Annotated in this window: 15 protein-coding genes and 1 pseudogene; 9 read left to right on the top strand and 7 right to left on the bottom strand. The window is 31.3% G+C overall.

All coding sequences use genetic code 11. The annotated features are described in order from the left end of the window. Positions 1-5: 5 nt before the first annotated feature. Positions 6-1073 (bottom strand): glycosyltransferase family 2 protein, encoded by a 1068-nt coding sequence (locus A9G28_RS12280; RefSeq protein WP_065580860.1) that lies wholly within the window; start codon positions 1071-1073, stop codon positions 6-8. Positions 1074-1090: 17 nt separating this feature from the next. After that, positions 1091-2068, bottom strand: coding sequence for a glycosyltransferase family 8 protein (locus tag A9G28_RS12275; protein ID WP_065580859.1), 978 nt, complete (start codon positions 2066-2068; stop codon positions 1091-1093). Positions 2069-2249: 181 nt separating this feature from the next. Here A9G28_RS12275 and A9G28_RS12270 point away from each other — a divergent pair, with 181 nt between their 5' ends. Beyond that, positions 2250-3218: a glycosyltransferase family 8 protein gene (locus A9G28_RS12270; RefSeq protein WP_065580858.1), complete on the top strand. Its 969-nt coding sequence runs from the start codon at positions 2250-2252 to the stop codon at positions 3216-3218. 637 nt (positions 3219-3855) lie between these two features. Here the strand turns inward: A9G28_RS12270 and A9G28_RS13950 are convergent. The 3 genes from A9G28_RS13950 to A9G28_RS12265 form a co-directional block, all read right to left on the bottom strand. After that, positions 3856-3978 (bottom strand): hypothetical protein, encoded by a 123-nt coding sequence (locus A9G28_RS13950; RefSeq protein ID WP_255307572.1) that lies wholly within the window; start codon positions 3976-3978, stop codon positions 3856-3858. Between the two features lie 497 nt (positions 3979-4475). After that, positions 4476-4604, bottom strand: coding sequence for a hypothetical protein (locus A9G28_RS13945; RefSeq protein ID WP_255307128.1), 129 nt, complete (start codon positions 4602-4604; stop codon positions 4476-4478). A gap of 800 nt (positions 4605-5404) precedes the next feature. After that, on the bottom strand, positions 5405-6358 hold the full coding sequence (locus A9G28_RS12265; protein ID WP_065580857.1) for a glycosyltransferase family 8 protein: 954 nt from the start codon (positions 6356-6358) through the stop codon (positions 5405-5407). 145 nt (positions 6359-6503) lie between these two features. Between A9G28_RS12265 and A9G28_RS12260 the strand changes: the two genes are divergently transcribed. From A9G28_RS12260 to tsaB, 4 genes are all read left to right on the top strand, one after another. Next, positions 6504-7481 (top strand): glycosyltransferase family 8 protein, encoded by a 978-nt coding sequence (locus tag A9G28_RS12260; RefSeq protein ID WP_065580856.1) that lies wholly within the window; start codon positions 6504-6506, stop codon positions 7479-7481. Between the two features lie 11 nt (positions 7482-7492). Next, positions 7493-8467, top strand: a complete 975-nt coding sequence (locus tag A9G28_RS12255) for a glycosyltransferase family 8 protein (RefSeq protein ID WP_176702156.1) — start codon at positions 7493-7495, stop codon at positions 8465-8467. A 232-nt stretch (positions 8468-8699) separates the two neighbouring features. Further along, on the top strand, positions 8700-10616 hold the full coding sequence (locus A9G28_RS12250) for an ATP-dependent DNA helicase (protein ID WP_065580854.1): 1917 nt from the start codon (positions 8700-8702) through the stop codon (positions 10614-10616). A gap of 16 nt (positions 10617-10632) precedes the next feature. After that, on the top strand, positions 10633-11313 hold the full coding sequence (gene tsaB, locus A9G28_RS12245) for a tRNA (adenosine(37)-N6)-threonylcarbamoyltransferase complex dimerization subunit type 1 TsaB (RefSeq protein WP_065568467.1): 681 nt from the start codon (positions 10633-10635) through the stop codon (positions 11311-11313). 54 nt (positions 11314-11367) lie between these two features. Here the strand turns inward: tsaB and A9G28_RS12240 are convergent, their stop codons facing one another. Beyond that, on the bottom strand, positions 11368-11634 hold the full coding sequence (locus A9G28_RS12240) for a GrxA family glutaredoxin (RefSeq protein WP_065568466.1): 267 nt from the start codon (positions 11632-11634) through the stop codon (positions 11368-11370). A 403-nt stretch (positions 11635-12037) separates the two neighbouring features. On the opposite strand from A9G28_RS12240, the gene A9G28_RS12235 reads away from it, so the two are divergent. After that, complete coding sequence (locus tag A9G28_RS12235; RefSeq protein WP_065580853.1) at positions 12038-13390, top strand: hypothetical protein; 1353 nt, start codon at positions 12038-12040, stop codon at positions 13388-13390. A gap of 416 nt (positions 13391-13806) precedes the next feature. Then, positions 13807-15342, top strand: a complete 1536-nt coding sequence (locus A9G28_RS12230) for a hypothetical protein (protein ID WP_065580852.1) — start codon at positions 13807-13809, stop codon at positions 15340-15342. 213 nt (positions 15343-15555) lie between these two features. Here A9G28_RS12230 and A9G28_RS12225 read toward each other — a convergent pair. Continuing rightward, positions 15556-16636 (bottom strand): annotated as a pseudogene (locus A9G28_RS12225) (IS3 family transposase). Positions 16637-17145: 509 nt separating this feature from the next. Between A9G28_RS12225 and A9G28_RS12215 the strand changes: the two are divergent. Both A9G28_RS12215 and folD read left to right on the top strand, forming a co-directional pair. Continuing rightward, complete coding sequence (locus A9G28_RS12215; protein WP_065580851.1) at positions 17146-17838, top strand: DUF2884 family protein; 693 nt, start codon at positions 17146-17148, stop codon at positions 17836-17838. Positions 17839-17897: 59 nt separating this feature from the next. Then, positions 17898-18755, top strand: coding sequence for a bifunctional methylenetetrahydrofolate dehydrogenase/methenyltetrahydrofolate cyclohydrolase FolD (gene folD / locus A9G28_RS12210; RefSeq protein ID WP_065580850.1), 858 nt, complete (start codon positions 17898-17900; stop codon positions 18753-18755). Positions 18756-18785: the final 30 nt, after the last annotated feature.

The following is an 18785-nucleotide window of genomic DNA, read 5'->3' as shown; positions in this document are numbered from 1 at the left end:
ACAGTTTAAAATTTATTTAATGAAGAATATTGTTTGAATTTACTTTTAATATTTAAACAAGGATGTTGTTTAGTTATTACGCATTTTAGCAATGCTTGTTTGGTTGACATTGGGCAAGGATAATTTTTTATAAATTTTAAAATATAAGGAATATTTCTAAAAATATTAGGTTTATTGTCGATGTAAATTCGTATTAGTAGCTTTAGCAGTCCCAATTCTTGAATAAGACTTTCTTTTTCTTTTTTTGATTGTAATTTATTTGACTTTAATACTGATTCTAAATAGGTTGCATTCATTACTAAAATATAATTACGTTTAGCTATTTCTGATAAAGGCAATTCAATGATATTTGTAATACATTTATTTAAGACATTTTTTAATGTATTGGTATATAAATAGTCAATGTTTTGCATTGATAATGAGGAAGATCGAACACGGTGGAAATATGCATCTTTATTTTTTAAATAATATGTGGCTTTTGCTTTCGATATAATAGAGAGAGAAACAAGATGATCCTCATGATTTTTTCCAATGAATTTTTCATTAAATAATTTTTGATTAAATATATATCTCCATACGACACCAGAATAATTCTTTTTTTCTAATAAATAACTGAATAAATCTAACCCTGACTTAAAAAACTTTGGTTTGGTAGGCGAGAATTGACTTGATTTAAGATGTGCCTTACTGTCTTGAAAATAGGTATAGTCAAAATAAAAAAAATCTAAATTTGGCTCTATATTTAATATTGTTGCAAACTCATCAAATAGATTTATGTTTATAATATCATCAGAATCAATAAAAAGAATATAATTGCCTGATGCTATCTCAATTCCTTTATTTCTAGCTACGCTTACACCAAGGTTAGATTGTTGAACAATCTTTATGTAGCTCAATTTTGATGCATATTGTTGAAGGATTAATAGCGTGTTATCGGTTGAACCATCATCAATACAAATAATCTCTTTCGGTAAACAACTTTGATTTATGAGAGAGTTCAAGCAATCAGCAATGTAGTCCTCTACATTATAACAAGGGATAATTATAGAAATATCAGTTATTTTATTTGTCATATAGTATTTTCCCATGGCTATTTTTTTAGAAATAGCTTATATTTTAAATAGACGCCATAGTAATAAATAGATTTGCAATAAGATCCTTGCTTCATTAGATATTTAGCATAGTTTCTAATTGATGAACTATTACCACTTAATGGTAACTCGTCGTCTTTCCATGGAGAGAGTTGAAAATAATATTCAAATATTTTAGAAAGGTATACTTTAAACCAAGGTTTATTTTGTGAAATATAATGTAAAATTACTGTATAAGGTTTAATATTTTTTTCCTGATGAGCGTCAGTAGAAATTTTTATTTTAGTATTAAATTTTATAGGTAACAAACGTGTTTTATTTTCAAGCAAAATGTTTAAAACATCTTGATCCGCAAATTTATATATATTTCCATTATTGATCAATTCTAGCGCCTTTTCAGAAATATTTTCATCACACCATTTTTTTGTATTTATCAAAAGAACGCCTGCATTGAAATATCTTTTTGAATCAATATGATACATTTTACTTACTGTTTGTTGCATATCTTTTGTATCGCTTACTACGCCAGCAATATAATCTTCAATATTGTACTCAAATATTTGTGCTAATGATTGTAAACATATTACATCACTATCAAGGTAAATTAATTTATCAGTTATTGAGGAAAGTAAATTGGGCATGATAAAACGAATACAAGTTGATACATTAGTTATATGTAAAACAAGTGTTTTAGGATTTATAATAAAATTATTATTCAAATAATAAAGCGTAATCGACACATTACTACAGCTTAGTTTTTTGAATTTTTCAATATTTTTATTAGAGACATTATCAATAAATAAATGAAAATGAAGATTATAATTTGGCGTGTTTTTTATTACTGATAACATTGCAACACCGGCAGGCATTGCGTAATTGTCGTCGAAACCTAGAGCAATATTGAGTGTTGAGTATTGTGGGTTGCTATTATTAATAAGAGGGGAAATTTGATCAATAAATTTGTTAACGTTCAACATGTAAATTATTTTAATTATAAAATGTGTATTCAATTATATATTCAATTATCGTCAAAATATAGATCAAATAATTTTGGTAAATGATATAGTGTTTAACCTATTAAAAAATTTAAAAAAATAAATTTACACATAAATATGTTTTATTTAGAATGGAAAAAATTATTTAAATAAAAAATAGCAAATGCCTAATCAACAAATTTATATTAGTAAAGTACAAAACTTTTCAAAATCAAATCAGCAAAGATCAGATATAATGCATATTGCATTAGCATTTGATGATAACTACGCAATGCCTGCTGGAGTGACAATTTCTTCTGTTATTTATAATAACCCAGATGCATGTTTATGCTTTCACCTATTTGTAGATAACATATCTCCCAATAATTTGAAAAATTTTAAGCAATTAGTAAGTAGTAACTGCACGATAAAAATATATTACTTAAATAGTAACTTTCAGATTAATTCGGAAACATTAGTTTTAGGTTATTTATCTGCTATGTCATGTGTTAGGTTTATTATTCCCGATGTTTTAAAAGAGCAAACCGACAAGTTTTTATATCTTGATAGTGATATTTTATGCTTAAAATCAATCAGTAAACTATATAATTCAGTACTAGAAAATTATGTCGCTGGCGTAATACCTGATGATAGTGTGATGAGGAATACTATAAAAGATTTATACCAAATAAACGTTGACAGATATTTTAATGCAGGTGTTTTGCTAATAAATACTCAACAATGGGACATGAACAATATGACATCTTTGTGTATGAATATGATAAATGATGGAAATATTTATCGGTTTGCTGATCAAGATGTTTTAAATATTTTATTAGAAAATAAAACCTGCCTTCTGCCGATTAAATATAATACAAAAATTCATATCACCACTTCCTGCAAAGAAGAACAGTTAATATCACCCTATACAGTATTATTGCATTATGTGACTGGATATAAACCATGGTATCAAACGTTTGATTCTCAGTTGTTCAAAAAATATTTTGATCTATCACCTTGGAAAGCAACAAAACGACCTTTATCTTTAAAAAAATCGTGGTTACGTAATTACGCCAAATATTGTTTGAAAAAAGGAAAAATTATCACTGCTCTGAAGTTTTATTCGTTTTATTTGTCTAAGAAATTGACATGATTTCTTAGACATACTAAATCTAGTATTACTCCAAAAAAAAGAGATAAAAACAATATCAGTGCTGATATTGTTTTATGAAAGTTTGATACTCATATGATTGTCCATTCACTGGTAGTATAAAATCGTTTTAAATAAAAGATTGATCTATGTTAACGGAGTAGCCGAATAGTTTACTTAATAAGTAAACAAGATTAGGTGTGTTTATTATTTTATCTGGTTACGATAGTTTTCAGTTTCTAGGTATGGGTAGTTGTCATAAGTTGAGTATATCATCAAAAGGATTTAAAAATGATAATTAAATTCTTGTTGTTGTCTTAACAGGCCATGCCCTAGATTAACAATTTCTCCGCGATAAGGAGTATAAATTAGAATAAAGTTATCCAATTTTTCTTTCAAAATCATATAAATTTGTTGTAGACTATTGTTTACATGATGAATAGTTAAACCATATTCATTACTATTGGATAAAATTAAAATATTTAACTCGTCATAACCAAGTTTTTAAGGTTTATGGCTTCCAGCTAAATAGATAACTATAAAGTTCTTTTCATTATCTTAAACATGAGTCTTACTAAAATATTAGATAGTGCTCACCTCTATAAATGCGTTATTAAGATAATACTGCTTTTTATATTGTTCAGGCGATACCTAAATAAGTTGAGTGTAGGCAAACTCGATTATAATCGGTTTCAATATATTCAAATAGCGTTTTATTGGCTTCTTCCCGTATTTTGTTATCATGAATAATGTGTTTTTTCACGTATGAAAAAACTTTCAGCAACGGCATTATCCTAACAATTGCCTGCTCGGCTCATGCTTTAGTTCATTCTATGTTGTAACACTAACCGCTTAAAATCTGCGCTGTAAGATTGGTTTTCTTGGTCACTAGATAGTAATACCCCTTAAGGAAATTGACGACAAAATAAAGCATTTTTGAGCGAGTTACAAACTAAATATTTATCAATATACTTCATGTATTAGTCAGCACATCATAATAATAGGTTTGTAGCAAAAGGATTAATGTGATTATTTTTTATTACGCTACAAAAAAATTAATAAAATCAATGGTTTTTCTAACTTGTTTTTATCATGCTCAGCTAACCTTTCTGTATGATACATCTTAGCCCTTGTTCCTGTATTATGTACTAAGCTTGGTGCATCTAAACGGGCTTCATGTTGCGAATAAAGTGCTTTGATATTCTCAAATAGCTCATTTGATTTGGTTCACGCTTTAGCCAAACAGAATAACCTGATACGCTAACTTTTAACTGACGGTAGATTAGCGGTAATGGGCATGGTAACAAATGTTTCTTCGTATATTGGTACTTCACCGGCTTGGATGGTTGATAAAGATACATGCGCCTTTTTTACAATTTCATTGGCCACTTTTAGTGCTTTGTGTTCTTTTTTAGCGCAATCATTTTTTGTCGCTCACAAGTTAGTTCACGTTTACTGGTTTTGTTAGGATTAAGTTGCTTAAGCCATTTATCCAGTGTTGATTTATTAGTACCTAAATAGTTAGCGGTGTCAGCCAAAGAAAAATGCGCATTAGATAATGCACAATCAACCGATAGTTGTTTGAACTATGCACTGAATCTTTGACACATAATGTGTCCCTTATGATTGCTAGTTATATCATAGAGGTGGTATTTTTTCATTTTTTATGGGGATCATATTTTTCTGTAAATCCTAGATGATTGGTTAATCGCATGGTGGAGTTGCCAATCACTACCAGATATTTTTCTCGTATAGATTTATTTAAAAAAGAACGGATTGACTTGAAATTCAATAATATGTCTTTTGTTTGATAAATAGTAATATGTAGTATTTTTAAACAAGAAAAAACAACATGTAAAAATTATAGATCAATATAATATTTTATTTTTTTAAAGATATTATTATATGAATAAGTATAAATTAATGAAAAGAATAAAGAAGGTAATACGATTGTGGCAAGTTCATTTTTTATCATTATATCACTTTGGTTTGTATTATTTTCTAAAGCCATTTTTAAAAGAGATTTTGAAACGTATAACTAAAACTGTTTAAATTATCGGTATTTATAATATAAAAAGCGATCAAAATAACTGCAAAGTATGCGACAATCAAAATGTTTAGTTAAAATTGAAATATTTAAATTTTTTATTTTTAGCATTAGATAGAACCTTTTAACCATTCCTCCAAATCTATTTATGCACTAATTTTTTAATTAAGTAAGCCACATAAAATTTTACTCCTTTTAAAATTGAACCTTTCCTAAAAAATTGTGCAGAAAAAACTCTATAATCGACTGGTCTCATTTTGTTTTGATATGATTTTAGTGGGCTATTTGCCCAAGGGGTAAAATGCTTATAATATGTATATAAATTTTGTGCAAGACCTTCATTTTCGGTGTACCACATTTTCCTAGGACCAGTAAAATGAATAATATAGGGTAAAGATTTTTTATTATAAAAAAATGTTTCCTTTTGTTTATCATCCATCCAAGTAAATAAGTAATTCCAATTAGGATCTATATATAAGACTTGATTTTGTAGAACTATATTTAGTACATCTTGATCTGGGTAAATTAAACGTTCTTTTTTTGCAGATAGTAGTATTTTGTTTGCTTTACTTTCTGTATCAAAGCCCATCCAATTATTAATATTAATATATAAAAAACCCGAGTTAAAATAACTTTCCGAAGCAAGTTCAAGCCTTTCTTTATTTTTTAACATATTTTGTTTATCTAATGAGTCAGGCGTCACAGCACAAATAACCGAATCTATATTAATATTTAAAATCGGTGATATGTCAGAAAAACATAGGGTATCTGCATCTAAGTAAATAAATTTATCAATTTTGCCATATAATAGTTTTGGCACAGATAATCGAATATACATTGAGCGGTTAATATGAGTTATTTTATTGCTCTTATGATCTTTATATTTAGCTAGCTCTTCAAAAGGAATAATATAGATATTAATTAATGGGCTAATTTTTTGTAATTTTTGTTGGTCTTTGGGAGATACATCGTATAAAAAAACATGAAAATGAATATTATTATGCATATTATTAAGCATAATAGAGGTAATCGACACACCTACATGCTCAATATAATTTGAATCAGTACAATATGCAATGTTAATTCTGTTATTCATTTCTAATACTCTTTAAAAACTCAACCACGCTATTTAGTCATTACCAAATCAATATGTCAACATAAAATTGATTATTACTTCATTGTTTAATTTAACATATGTTATAATAGAGTAATTTTTAACTTTGTCTAAAAATTGGCACAAAATGGCAGAAAATCTTTTTATTAGCAAAATTAGGACGTTATTTAATAATACTATAGAATCATTAAATACCTCACATATAGCATTTTGCTTTGATGATAATTATGCAATGCCAGCAGGTATTGCTATGTCTTCAGTAATCTTAAATAATCCTGATAAAAATCTTGTGTTCCATTTATTTGCTAATAATGTTTCTAATGAGAAAATTATAATATTTAATCAATTAAGTAAAGAAAATATTAGTATAATTTGTTATGAAATTAGTGATAATTTTTCAATAAATCCTGATACATTAGTTTTACATGTTTCAGCATCAACTTGTTTACGATTTATTGTCCCACAAATGCTAAATAAAGTTACTTCTCGAGTTTTATATTTAGATTGTGATGTGTTATGTACCGATAATCTCAATGAATTAATTAATACCGATTTAACTAATAAATATTCAGCAGTAGTTCCTGATGTTGATAAGACGCAAGAAAAACAATGTCTTGCCTGTGGTATTCCTCATGGTGAATACTTTAATGCTGGAATGATTTATATTAATACGGATATGTGGGTGCAAAATAATCTTACTGAAAAAGCCTTTGCAATGATTAACAGTGGTAAAGTATACAAGTTTGCGGATCAAGATGTTTTAAATATTTTAATGCAAGGTAAAACAGTATTTTTACCTAGGCGTTTCAATCGACTCACTTCACTTACTGTGGGAGGGGGAGAAGATAACCTTATTAGCAATGATAGCGCAATTATCCATTATGTCACAGGTAATAAACCGTGGTACCAACTTTATATCACTCCACTGTATCGACATTATATCGAATTATCTCCATGGGCAAAAGATAAATTATTGTTAGCCAATGAAAACGCACCATCAACCACTAGACGGTATGCAAAATTACTAGCTAGTCAGCATAAATACTTTGCTGCATTCAAATATTATTTGATTTATTTGAAGCATAAAACTTGCAAAAAACGTTAAGGGGTAATGCTGTGGTTGACGTTGATAAATTTATTAATAAAAAGAATTTTTTACTCTCATGTGATTTTTGGGATAACGAAAGTATATTACATATTCTTTTGTGTTTCGATGACAATTATGCTTTATCAGCAGGTGTAGATATTATTTCAATAATTGAAAATAATAATGAACAACAGATTCATTTCCATATTTTTACCCATAATGTTTCTGATAATAATAGAAAAAAATTTGCTGCCATTAAATCCCATAATACATCTATAACTGAATATGTTATTAATGAACAATTTAAAATTGATCAAAAAAATACAGAGCTGTTTCCTATTGCGGCATGCGTTCGCTTAATTGCGCCTATGATTTTAAAGGATGTCACTAAAAAATTACTCTATGTTGATAGCGATACGCTTTGTCTAAAAAAATTTGATTTTATTAATGAAATTTCTCTAAATAATGCTATTGTTGCGGCTGTTGCTGATGAACCATATATGCAGGATTCGCAATGCGCAAAATATCACGTAACCTATGGGACGTATTTTAATTCTGGTGTGATGTTAATTAATATACCACTTTGGTATCAGGAAAATATTACTTCAAAAACATTAAAGTTATTAAATAGTGGCGAAAAATATCATTATCCTGACCAAGATGTATTAAATATAGTAGTAGGCGAAAAAAGAATTATATTAGCAAAGAAGTATAATAATTTGTTAGCATTGTCAATCAATGGTAATGAGGACTCTAGTGTTCCTGAGGATACTGTGTTAATTCATTACATTACTAAGAACAAACCTTGGCATCAGCCTTATCGTTCTAAGTTATATGATCTTTATTTAGAAAAATCTCCGTGGAAGAATGATTCTTTAATTTTATATAACGACAAAAAAACCTCCTCAATACGAGCTTATTCTCGGTTGATGTTTAAACAAAAAAAATATTTAGCATCAGTAAAACACTATTTAATTTATTTAAGGACTAAATTTACGAAATAGTTTACGGCATTAGTATTTAGCTCTGAATGCTATGTAACCTAATTTACTATTAGTTGTTAGAAATAAATGTAAGGGTAGATTCTTTATATAGAATATAATGCTAATAATTCACTTAACAGGCTATTATATCTGTTTGGGATTAGGTCACTGATGTATTATATGCCAACTATTAAAACTCGTAGTCGACCGACTTTGTTGTATTGAACTTATCTTTTTATTAGGTGTCTTTTAAGTGATTGATGATTTTTCAGAAAATGGTTTGCTTGCTCAAGCTATTGATGGGTTTGTGGCAAGACAGCCACAACGAAACATGGCAAGTAAAGTCTCAGAATCAATAAAAAAACAACATTCACTTGTCGTTGAAGCAGGAACAGGTACTGGTAAAACCTTTGCTTATCTGGTACCCGCATTGCGTAGTGATAAAAAAGTAATACTTTCAACTGGCTCTAAAAATTTACAAGAGCAATTATTTAGTAAAGATTTGCCAATTATCAAAAAAGCATTGAATTATTCTGGAAAGATAACCTTACTTAAAGGCCGCTCTAATTATCTTTGTTTAGAGCGGTTATATCATCAATACGCCGCAGCGGGAGATCTTGATAAAGATTTACGTGTTGATTTAGCGCGTGTAAAAAATTGGTCAATCAAAACTAAAGATGGTGATATTAGCAAATGTACAACTGTTACGGAAGACAATCCAATTTGGCCGATATTAACCAGTACGAATGATAATTGTTTGGGTAGTGATTGTGAACATTATAACGATTGTTATGTGGTTAAAGCACGTAAGCGAGCATTAAATGCAGATATTGTCGTTGTTAATCACCATTTATTTTTAGCTGATGTGGTGGTAAAGGACTCAGGTTTTGGTGAGCTTATCCCTAAAGCTGATGTAATGATTTTCGATGAAGCACATCAGCTCCCTGATCTCGCTTGCCATTATTTTGGGCAACAACTAAGTAGCAGGCAACTATTTGATCTGTCCAAAGAAATTAACCTCTGTTATCGTACTGAGGTTAAAGATATGTCACAATTACAACAATGTGCAGACAAACTACAAAAATGTACTCAAGATTTACGCATTGCGATCAATCAACAATCGCCAAAAGGTAATTTACGTTTTTTATTTAATCAAGAAACGATAAAAAAAGAGTTAACTTATCTTTTAGACGCTCTAAGTTTTTGTCATGAGGTCTTACTATTGGCTGTAGGGCGTTCTTCAACATTAGATAACTGTTTGGAACGAATTAACCAATATAATACACTTTTAAAACGGTTGCAGGAAACAAATGTAACTGGCTTTAGTTATTGGTATGAAAGTAGCCATAACTATTTTATTTTTGCGTTAACGCCATTATCCGTAGCGGATAAATTTACTGAATTATTAACAGAACGAAAAGGTAGTTGGATTTTTACTTCAGCAACGCTATCAGTCAATAACCAATTAGATTATTTTACTAAACGTTTAGGATTAACGAATGCTGACTCACTTATTTTAGAAAGCCCATTTGATTATTTGCATCAAACTATTATGTGTGTTCCTCGCTATATCCCATCGCCAAATGAAAAGGGAAATGCTGAAAAATTGGTTGATATTTTACTGCCGGTTATTGAAGCAAATAATGGCCGTTGTTTTTTCTTATGTACTTCTTATGCGATGATGAACGCCTTAGCTAAACAGTTTCGAGAGTTAACAAAATTACCGGTGTTAGTTCAAGGTGAAACAAGTAAAGTTAAATTACTTGAGCAGTTTATTCATAGCGGTAATGCCTTATTAATTGCAACAAGCAGCTTTTGGGAAGGCATTGATGTTAGAGGGGATACATTGTCATGTGTTATTATAGACAAATTACCATTTACCTCTCCAGACGATCCTTTAATTAAAGCTCGCATGGAAGATTGTCAAATGCAGGGAGGTGATGCATTTTATGATGTACAATTACCCGAAGCGGTTATTACTTTAAAACAAGGTGTCGGACGATTAATTCGTCATCACAACGACCGTGGTGCGGTTATTATTTGTGATAATCGTTTGGTTATGAGGCCTTACGGTGCAACATTTATTAATAGTTTGCCGCCATCGCCAAGAACACGGGATATAAATAAAGTTATTAATTTCTTGTTATCTAAACAGTCTTATAAAAATTAAATTATTTTGGAAAAAAATGAATACCATCTTAGCTATTGATACCTCAACAGAAGCTTGTTCTGTCGCTTTATTTTACCATAACGAAATCACTCATGATTTTGTTGTATCTGCTCGCGATCACACTAAACAAATATTGCCAATGGTTGATAAGCTCCTTAAACAATCAGATTGTTCTCTTTCTCAAGTTGATGCAATTGCTTTTGGACAAGGGCCTGGTAGTTTTACAGGGGTTAGAATTGGCATTGGTGTTGCGCAAGGTTTAGCTTTAGGCATTGATAAACCTATGATAGGGGTATCTACATTGATGACTTTGGCGCAAGGGGTATATCGTACACAAAATGCAACAAATGTCATTGCAGCTATTGATGCTAGAATGAATGAAGTTTACTTAGGACAGTATCATTATAGCAACGAACAATGGCACGAGGTTATTCCAGAATGTGTTATTGCACCTGAAAAAGTAATAGAAAAAGTAGATCATATTCTTAATGATAGCTATTGTGCCGGCACTGGTTGGCAAACTTATCCTAATATGATGAATAATATAAAACAAAGCGATATTCTATTGCCTCATGCACAAGATCTTGTTGTTCTTGCTAAGAATAAATGGCAAAAAAGCGAAATAATTAATGTTGAAGATGTAGAACCAACTTATTTACGTAACGAAGTTACATGGAAAAAACTACCTGGTCGCTAATAATGACTATTTAAACAAGCCACCTAAAGGTGGCTTAGTTCTTGATAATTTTGATTACTCTTTAAATAAGCCCAAATGTTCTTTAGCATAGGCTTCAAAGTCGGTGCAACCACCAATTGGTTTTTCATCAATAAATATTTGTGGCACTGTTTCAACAGGTTTACCAACACTTTTAGATAGATCTTCTTTAGTAATACCTTCAACATTAATATCAACATAACGATAAGAAAAATCATCACGTTCTTGAGAAAGTTTTTCAGCTAGTTCTTTAGCACGAACACAATAAGGACATCCCTGGCGACCAAAAATTACAGTATACATTTTTCACCTTTATCTTTTGTTTTAAATATAAGCCTAATATACTTCACTTATTGAAGAAAAAAAGCAGTTAAATATTGTTAGTTAAATAGATTATATCTATTGATTGCGGACTTGGGAAGCGAATCAGGTTTTATATTAGATCGTTCCAATCTGCTTGATTATTTTTTAGTAATTTAGATTTATTATTAAAAAAATTTAGGCGGATTTTGAAATTCATCATATACCATTCTTAACAAAACTTTACAAAAAAGTTGGCAACAAAACGTATTATTCCTTTAAAATAAAGTTAATGTTATTTGATATTCTATAATATATTATAAGTTTGCACTGTTTGAAAATCAAAGTTAACTAATTATATTATATGGATAAATTAGTAAGATAAGTACAAGGAATAATAAAAAGTATGATAAAAGAGGGTTTTAAATCGAATATTAAAACGAGTTTAGTGTCATTATCGCAGTTGGCAATAGTAAGCTCATCTGATGCTATATTAACCGGTGCCACAACGAATGTTATTACAGGCAATGCACCAGAAGTCATAGCGTTATCCAGTGCAGATAAGCAAGGCTTTACGCTTAATGGCGTTTTTTATAGTGAAGCAAATGGTAATATAAAAGCGGGTGAAATTAAGGAATTTGATGGTAATTTAACGTTTAATGATTTTAAAGTGGCAAATTATGCACCAACAAACTTAGATAGGGTGAAAAATTATCGCGATATTGATGGTGACAATGTCGATGCGAACCAGCCATTTAAAGTTGAATCGACTTATTATTGGTGGTATGACAATAGCGGAAAACGCATAACTGGAGATGATAAGAAAAAAATTATAGGTTGCGGAAGTGGTTTTTCAATGCCATTAAAATTGATAATTCAAACAAAAGTAAAAACCTATTCTGAGTATGGGATCCCAAAAGAAAGTAAACCCAGTACACTAGCTAAAACATATCAAATAGCATCGAGATCTGAATTATGTTATGCCAAACCAAATGGCGCGATCATTTATCCCGATCGCCAATGGGGCAAACCTGGTGATAATCCAGATTTACATTATCAAATGTATTGGAACGCTTCAGATGGCCGGACACGCTCAAAAGGTGGTGGGGGTTATACTCGAGATTATGTGCCAGATTATGGTTTTAAAGTGGTTACTACGGTGTCTGGAGGTAGAAAATTCCCAACTACAGGCTTTCCAGGTGCCAAATTTCAATTAGTAATGACGGGAGCTCAAACTGATTATCGCTATCAAGTCATCAATAACCCAGGAAGTGGTGTTTCGATTGATCAAGATGGTATGGTTAAATTAATAAGTAAACCAACGGGAACAGTCACGGTAAGGGCGACATTAAAGAGAAATCCTTCTGTTAATTATGATTATAGTTTTACCCCAACGTCTGTTTGGGCTATACCTCAAGGTGATTTTAAAGCGCATAAGGAAAGTGCTTGGCAAAAGTGTGGGGGTATTAATAATGTTCTGGGTAGATATGAGCTAACTAATGCTCCTTTTACTTTTCAAAAAGATGATCCTGCCGTTTTTTGGGGCGGGATTTTAACGCGAGCTATTGATGGTTCACTATTTAGTGAGTGGGGGTTTATCAATCAAAAGGCTTATCCAGACTCTCAATGGCGAGGTGGTGTTTATTGGACAGGAAATAAATCGGATTATTCGGAAAGCCATTATCATATCTATGCTGATTCAGGTCATGTTGGTGAAGGAGATGAAACGTGGAGTAATTATGTAGCCTGTAGGGGATAGTGTTAATGGTCTAAGCTGTTGTAGGTGCCTTATCTAGTTTATAAGGTGCCACTTTCACTTAGCCGTAGTAGCTAAAGTAAATTGATTGCATACTTATTAGTGATATTGGGTTAATTGTTTAAATTTTAATAGATGATTCGGTTTCGGTAAGTTGAGATGGGTAAGAATATTTTCCAGCAAAGGGGATATTATCTTTATTTCATTTTTATGACACAACAATCACATGCTGATTTTTATCTGCATTTAATAAATGGGTACTTAACAAAACTTTACAAAAAAGTTGATAACATACAGTGCATTTTCATCTAGAATATGGTGATTTTATTTATATAACATGGTGTAGTTTTTTATTGCTTGTTAATCAAGCTAACCAGTCATATTATATATAAAAAATAAATATAAGGAATGATGAAAATATGGTAAAACATAACTTGAGCACCGAGCATTTTTCGCTAGCTATTGATAGTAAGCACTCTGTATGTGATTTAAGCTTTTCGTATTTAGTTTTATTTCCATCTAGTTTTACTTTCTTCCCATTTAAACCTGATTTTATAACCAAAATAACGACACTTACAGCTAGCTTAAAACCCACACTAACTAAAATAAGTTTAGTGTTATTATCACAATTAGTAATGGCAAGTTCATCCGATGCCATATTAACCGCTACCACAACTAGCGTTATTATAGGCAATGCACCTCAGGTCATAGCATTATCCAGCACAGATAAGCAAGGCTTTACGGTTAATGGCGTTTTTTATAGTGAAGCAAGTGGAAATATAAAAGAAGATGAAATTAAAGAATTTGACGACAATTTAACGTTAAATGACTTTACCATTTCAAAATATGATCCCAAGAATTTGGATAAAGTGATAAATTATCGTGATATTGATGGCGATAATGCCGATTCTAGCACTCCATTTAAAGTAGAAAAAACGCATTACTGGTGGTACGACAATAATGGTAGACGGATAGAAGGTGATGATAAGAAAAGAATCATTGGCTGTGGTAGTGGTTATGCAATGCCATTAAAACTTATAATTAAAACTAATGTCAAAGCGCATTCTGCGTATGGAATCCCCAAAGAAAGTGAACCTATTACATTAGCTAAAACTTACCAAATAGCAACAAAATCAAAAATTTGTTACGTTAAACCAAATGATATAGTAGTTTCCAAAAACCTGCAATGGCGCTCATATGATCCAAGCATTACATCTCCGATATCTGGACCTTGGGCTTGGAACGCACCTAATATAAGTCGCCATCCGGTTCATGGTGGAGGATATAGTACTGATTATGTTCCTTTTTTTGGTTTTAAAGTTAACCCTATAGCCGCAAATGGGCAATTTTTTCCAACAACTGGGTTCCCAGGCGCCAAATTTCAATTAGTGATGACTGGTGCACAAATGGATTATCATTATCAAGTAATTAACAATGGAGGAGGAGATATTTCAGTTGATCATAATGGTGTTGTAAAACTTATGAGTAAACCTGTTGGAAATGTCACCGTGAGGGCAACTTTAAAAAGAGATACTTCTATTATCCATGATTATAGATTTAACCCTACTACTGTGTGGCTAGAACCTCAAAAAAATGAAAATATCACATTACCCGCTGCAATAAATTTGTGCGGTGGAATCAAAAATATACCTTTACGTAAAGACTATACTAATTCTCCGGCTATTAATGTTGCAGAAAATGAAAATTGGAGTGTTTATCCAAACAGTTTTACTCGATCAATTGGTGGTTCAATTATGGGTGAATGGGGCTGGGTATCTGGTATAAACTACCCTGAATCTAATTGGTCAATAAATAATACTTACTATATTCTTTATTGGACGAAGGAAATAAACAATGCTCAATATAATATTTATTTTACAGTTAATTTATCTGGTTACGTTTCTGTGCGTGAAGCAGAAAGAGGAGATGTTAGTAAAATAGCGTGTAAACGTTAATTACTTCGGTATATAAGAAAATATTTAATTATATTTAACTATATAATTTTAATAAGTAAAAATCATCTTACGGCAGTGCAAGAATATGCACTGTTGGTTTTATGAAATGTAGGATTTCTCTGGTTGTCTACTCATTTTGGTTAAAAATAAAATTCAAGTATTCTATAAGGCATTGTAAATACCCCAAACTTAGTACACAACTCACGTAGAAAATCATGCTGCTTGTTTTAGTGTTTTATACTCAATCGGTGTCATGTTATTTAATGCCTCATGCGGTCTTTCGGTGTTATAAACCGTTAACCATTCTTCAGTTATTCTCCTTGCTTGTTCTAGATTATTAAATAGATATAAATCGAGCACTTCAGTGCGATAGGTACGATTAAATCGTTCAATATAGCCATTTTGATATGGGCTACCGGGCTGAATATAATCAATGGTTATATCATGTGATTTAGCCCAGTTGGTAAAGGTTTTTCCTGTAAATTCTGGCCCATTATCGACCCGTATTTTTAATGGATACCCATGATATTCGGCCAGTTTATCCAAATAACGAGTCACTCTACCTGCGGGTAAGCTTACTGCAATATCAATACCTAACGCCTCACGATAAAGTCATCGATGACATTGAATGTCCTAAAGCGACGTTGATTACGACTACTGTCACTCATAAAATCCATTGACCAACATTCACCTTGTTTATTGGGGAGTAATAACCTTTCCGGACATCGTGGAGGAATGCGTTTTTTACGCTTTACCCTGAGATTAAGCTTCAATTCACAATACACCCGATATACCCGTTTATGATTCCATTGATAGCCGAGCTTTCTGATACGATTAAAACATTTAGGAAAGCCCCAGCGTAAATGCCGGTCTGTGATAGCATTCAACACCGAAACAATCACCGAATCATCCTGTAACTTAGGTTGATAATAGTAAGCACAACGGCTTAAGCCTACAATGGCACAGCTCATAGCAATAGTAACTAAATGATTTTGTTGTAGTTGCTGTGCCCATGTTTTACGTGCCCCAGTTGGCACTAAAGCTTTTTTATGATTTCTTCCTGAAGCTGGGATTTTAAGCTCAGTTCGGCAAACATCTGCTTAAGCTTGCGGTTTTCCGCTTCGAGTTCTTTTAGACGTTTGATGTCTGAAGTTTCCATACCGCCATATTTTTCCCGCCATTTATAAAAAGTTGAATTACCCATGCCATATTTACGACAGAGTTCCTTGACAGGAATACCCGCTTCAGCTTCTTTTAAAATAGCGACGATTTGATGTTCAGTCATTTTTTTCATAATTAAATCCTCTTTTACTTTTATCATAGAGAATTTTCTACTTTTTTGCTGTACTATTTTAGGGGGTAGTTACATTGATGTTCTATAAATCATGAGGCGGCTGACATGAAATCACAATACTAAGCCAGTGACTGCGATTTTCTTTTGTATAAACGTTAAAACTGCTTTCGATGATAAGGTGTTAATCTTGCATTTTTATGCATATTCATGGCGCGTAAACAACGCGAAGAAGTTCTATAACTTAGGCAATTTATTAACTATTATAATACGGTTAAACCGCATAAAGTGTTTTCTGGGAAAACATCTTATGATTTTTTAAGGAATTATTTTCATCGTGAAGTGTAAACAACTTGATGTTTTGTTACATCTAATTAAAATCCAAGCTAGATTCAGCTCACTTGTTATAAATACATTTATAGCCGTTTAAAATCATAATTCTCATTGAATTTCATTATGTTTCTTGTCTGTTAGACGTTATAATCTATATGATTAACTAATTGGATATAAATATGTTGAAATATTTACTATTAATCGTTTTCTTCTTTCCTGTTTCTGTTTTTGCCGCTAAAAAAGAGTGTGGAGTTAAACCTAGTTACAACATCACGATAAGTAAAGAAAGCGTACATATTTTTAATAAAAAAAATGATTTAACTATAACGCAAAATGGTCGTGTTATCTTAAATGAAAAATTAGTAACACTTAACCCTTCATTACAAAAAGAACTCATTCAATTTCAACATGTATTACGCCAACAGCTACCTCTTTTAGAACTGCAATCAGTAAATCTTTTAACTGAAGTTAAAGAGGCGTTTGAAAAAGCAATAAAAAATCAGTTGAGTGATGATAATGAACTCAAAGGCGAGTTAAATAAGTTATATAAACGTTTAGTTAATTTGCTACATACTGCGATTATTACTGAAAATGGTTATACTCGATTTTCCTACCAAAATTTTAATAATCTAAAAAAAGACGGTGAAGATATTGGTCAGCGTATTTTCTATAATGTCGTGGGTGGCAGTATTTTGCATTTTAATTTTTTTAAGAATTTAGCCGCAATTAAACAAATCTCTAAAAATGAGTGGAAAGCTCAAAAGCCTAAATTAAAAGCTTTTGATGCACATATTTGTTCAGTTATAACAGATATTGATAAGCAATATACTCTAATATTAACTCAACTTAACAATCAATTCACAAGTAAATAGACATTAATAAAAACTTTTGCGAAAATGATAACATGACTAAGATAGCTAAACGGAAGCTTATGACTGCACATATTATTGATGGAAAAGCATTGGCACAACAAATACGAACGGATATTGCTAATAAAGTTAAAATACGTATTGAAAAAAGCCTATCTGTTCCAGGTTTGGCTGTGATTCAAGTTGGCTCAGATCCTGCATCGAAAATCTATGTTAAAAATAAGCAAAAAGCTTGTGATGACGTTGGCTTTGCTTCCTTTGCTTATGATTTTTTATCGGCAACTACCGATGAGTTGTTGGCATTAATTGATGAGCTTAATCAACGTCCAGATGTGCATGGTATTTTAGTGCAACTCCCTTTACCTGATAATATTGATAAAACAAAAGTCCTTGAACGTATCGATCCAAGTAAAGATGTTGATGGTTTTCATCCATATAATATTGGACACTTACTACAACGCGATCCTATTTTACGTCCGTGTACGCCATATGGTGTGGTTAAAATGCTAGAATCAACGGGGATAAATTTATCTGGTTTAAATGCAACTGTTGTAGGAGCATCAAACATTGTTGGTCGTCCAATGGCATTAGAATTATTGCTATTAGGTTGTACAACTACCATTACCCATAGCCGTACCGTTGATTTAGCAAAACATGTCAATAATGCAGACATAGTGGTTGCAGGTGTCGGTATTCCAAATTATGTTAAAGGTGAATGGATTAAACCAGGAGCAATTGTGATTGATGTTGGTATCAATCGTTTGTCAGATGGTAAATTAGCAGGTGATGTAGAGTTTGATGTGGCTGTTGAAAGAGCTGGATGGATCACACCTGTTCCGGGCGGTGTTGGCCCAATGACTGTTGCTATGTTAATGAGTAACACGCTTGAAGCATGTGAAAAATTTAGTAAGCCAAATTGACTCCGACTCATTAAATTTTATAGAAAGATG

Source organism: Gilliamella sp. Fer1-1, assembly GCF_001690825.1.
Lineage (GTDB): Bacteria > Pseudomonadota > Gammaproteobacteria > Enterobacterales > Orbaceae > Gilliamella > Gilliamella apicola_C.
Note: the sequence above shows the minus strand (reverse complement) of the source record. Positions and strands in the feature narration are given on the sequence as shown.

What these genes read in the sequence shown, in the direction of transcription:
- A9G28_RS12280 (WP_065580860.1), bottom strand. Translation starts at nt 1,073, where the DNA reads ATGACAAATAAAATAACTGATATTTCTATAATTATCCCTTGTTATAAT.
- A9G28_RS12275 (WP_065580859.1), bottom strand. Translation starts at nt 2,068, where the DNA reads ATGTTGAACGTTAACAAATTTATTGATCAAATTTCCCCTCTTATTAAT.
- A9G28_RS12270 (WP_065580858.1), top strand. Translation starts at nt 2,250, where the DNA reads ATGCCTAATCAACAAATTTATATTAGTAAAGTACAAAACTTTTCAAAA.
- A9G28_RS12265 (WP_065580857.1), bottom strand. Translation starts at nt 6,358, where the DNA reads ATGAATAACAGAATTAACATTGCATATTGTACTGATTCAAATTATATT.
- A9G28_RS12260 (WP_065580856.1), top strand. Translation starts at nt 6,504, where the DNA reads ATGGCAGAAAATCTTTTTATTAGCAAAATTAGGACGTTATTTAATAAT.
- tsaB (WP_065568467.1), top strand. Translation starts at nt 10,633, where the DNA reads ATGAATACCATCTTAGCTATTGATACCTCAACAGAAGCTTGTTCTGTC.
- A9G28_RS12240 (WP_065568466.1), bottom strand. Translation starts at nt 11,634, where the DNA reads ATGTATACTGTAATTTTTGGTCGCCAGGGATGTCCTTATTGTGTTCGT.
- A9G28_RS12235 (WP_065580853.1), top strand. Translation starts at nt 12,038, where the DNA reads ATGATAAAAGAGGGTTTTAAATCGAATATTAAAACGAGTTTAGTGTCA.
- A9G28_RS12230 (WP_065580852.1), top strand. Translation starts at nt 13,807, where the DNA reads ATGGTAAAACATAACTTGAGCACCGAGCATTTTTCGCTAGCTATTGAT.
- A9G28_RS12215 (WP_065580851.1), top strand. Translation starts at nt 17,146, where the DNA reads ATGTTGAAATATTTACTATTAATCGTTTTCTTCTTTCCTGTTTCTGTT.
- folD (WP_065580850.1), top strand. Translation starts at nt 17,898, where the DNA reads ATGACTGCACATATTATTGATGGAAAAGCATTGGCACAACAAATACGA.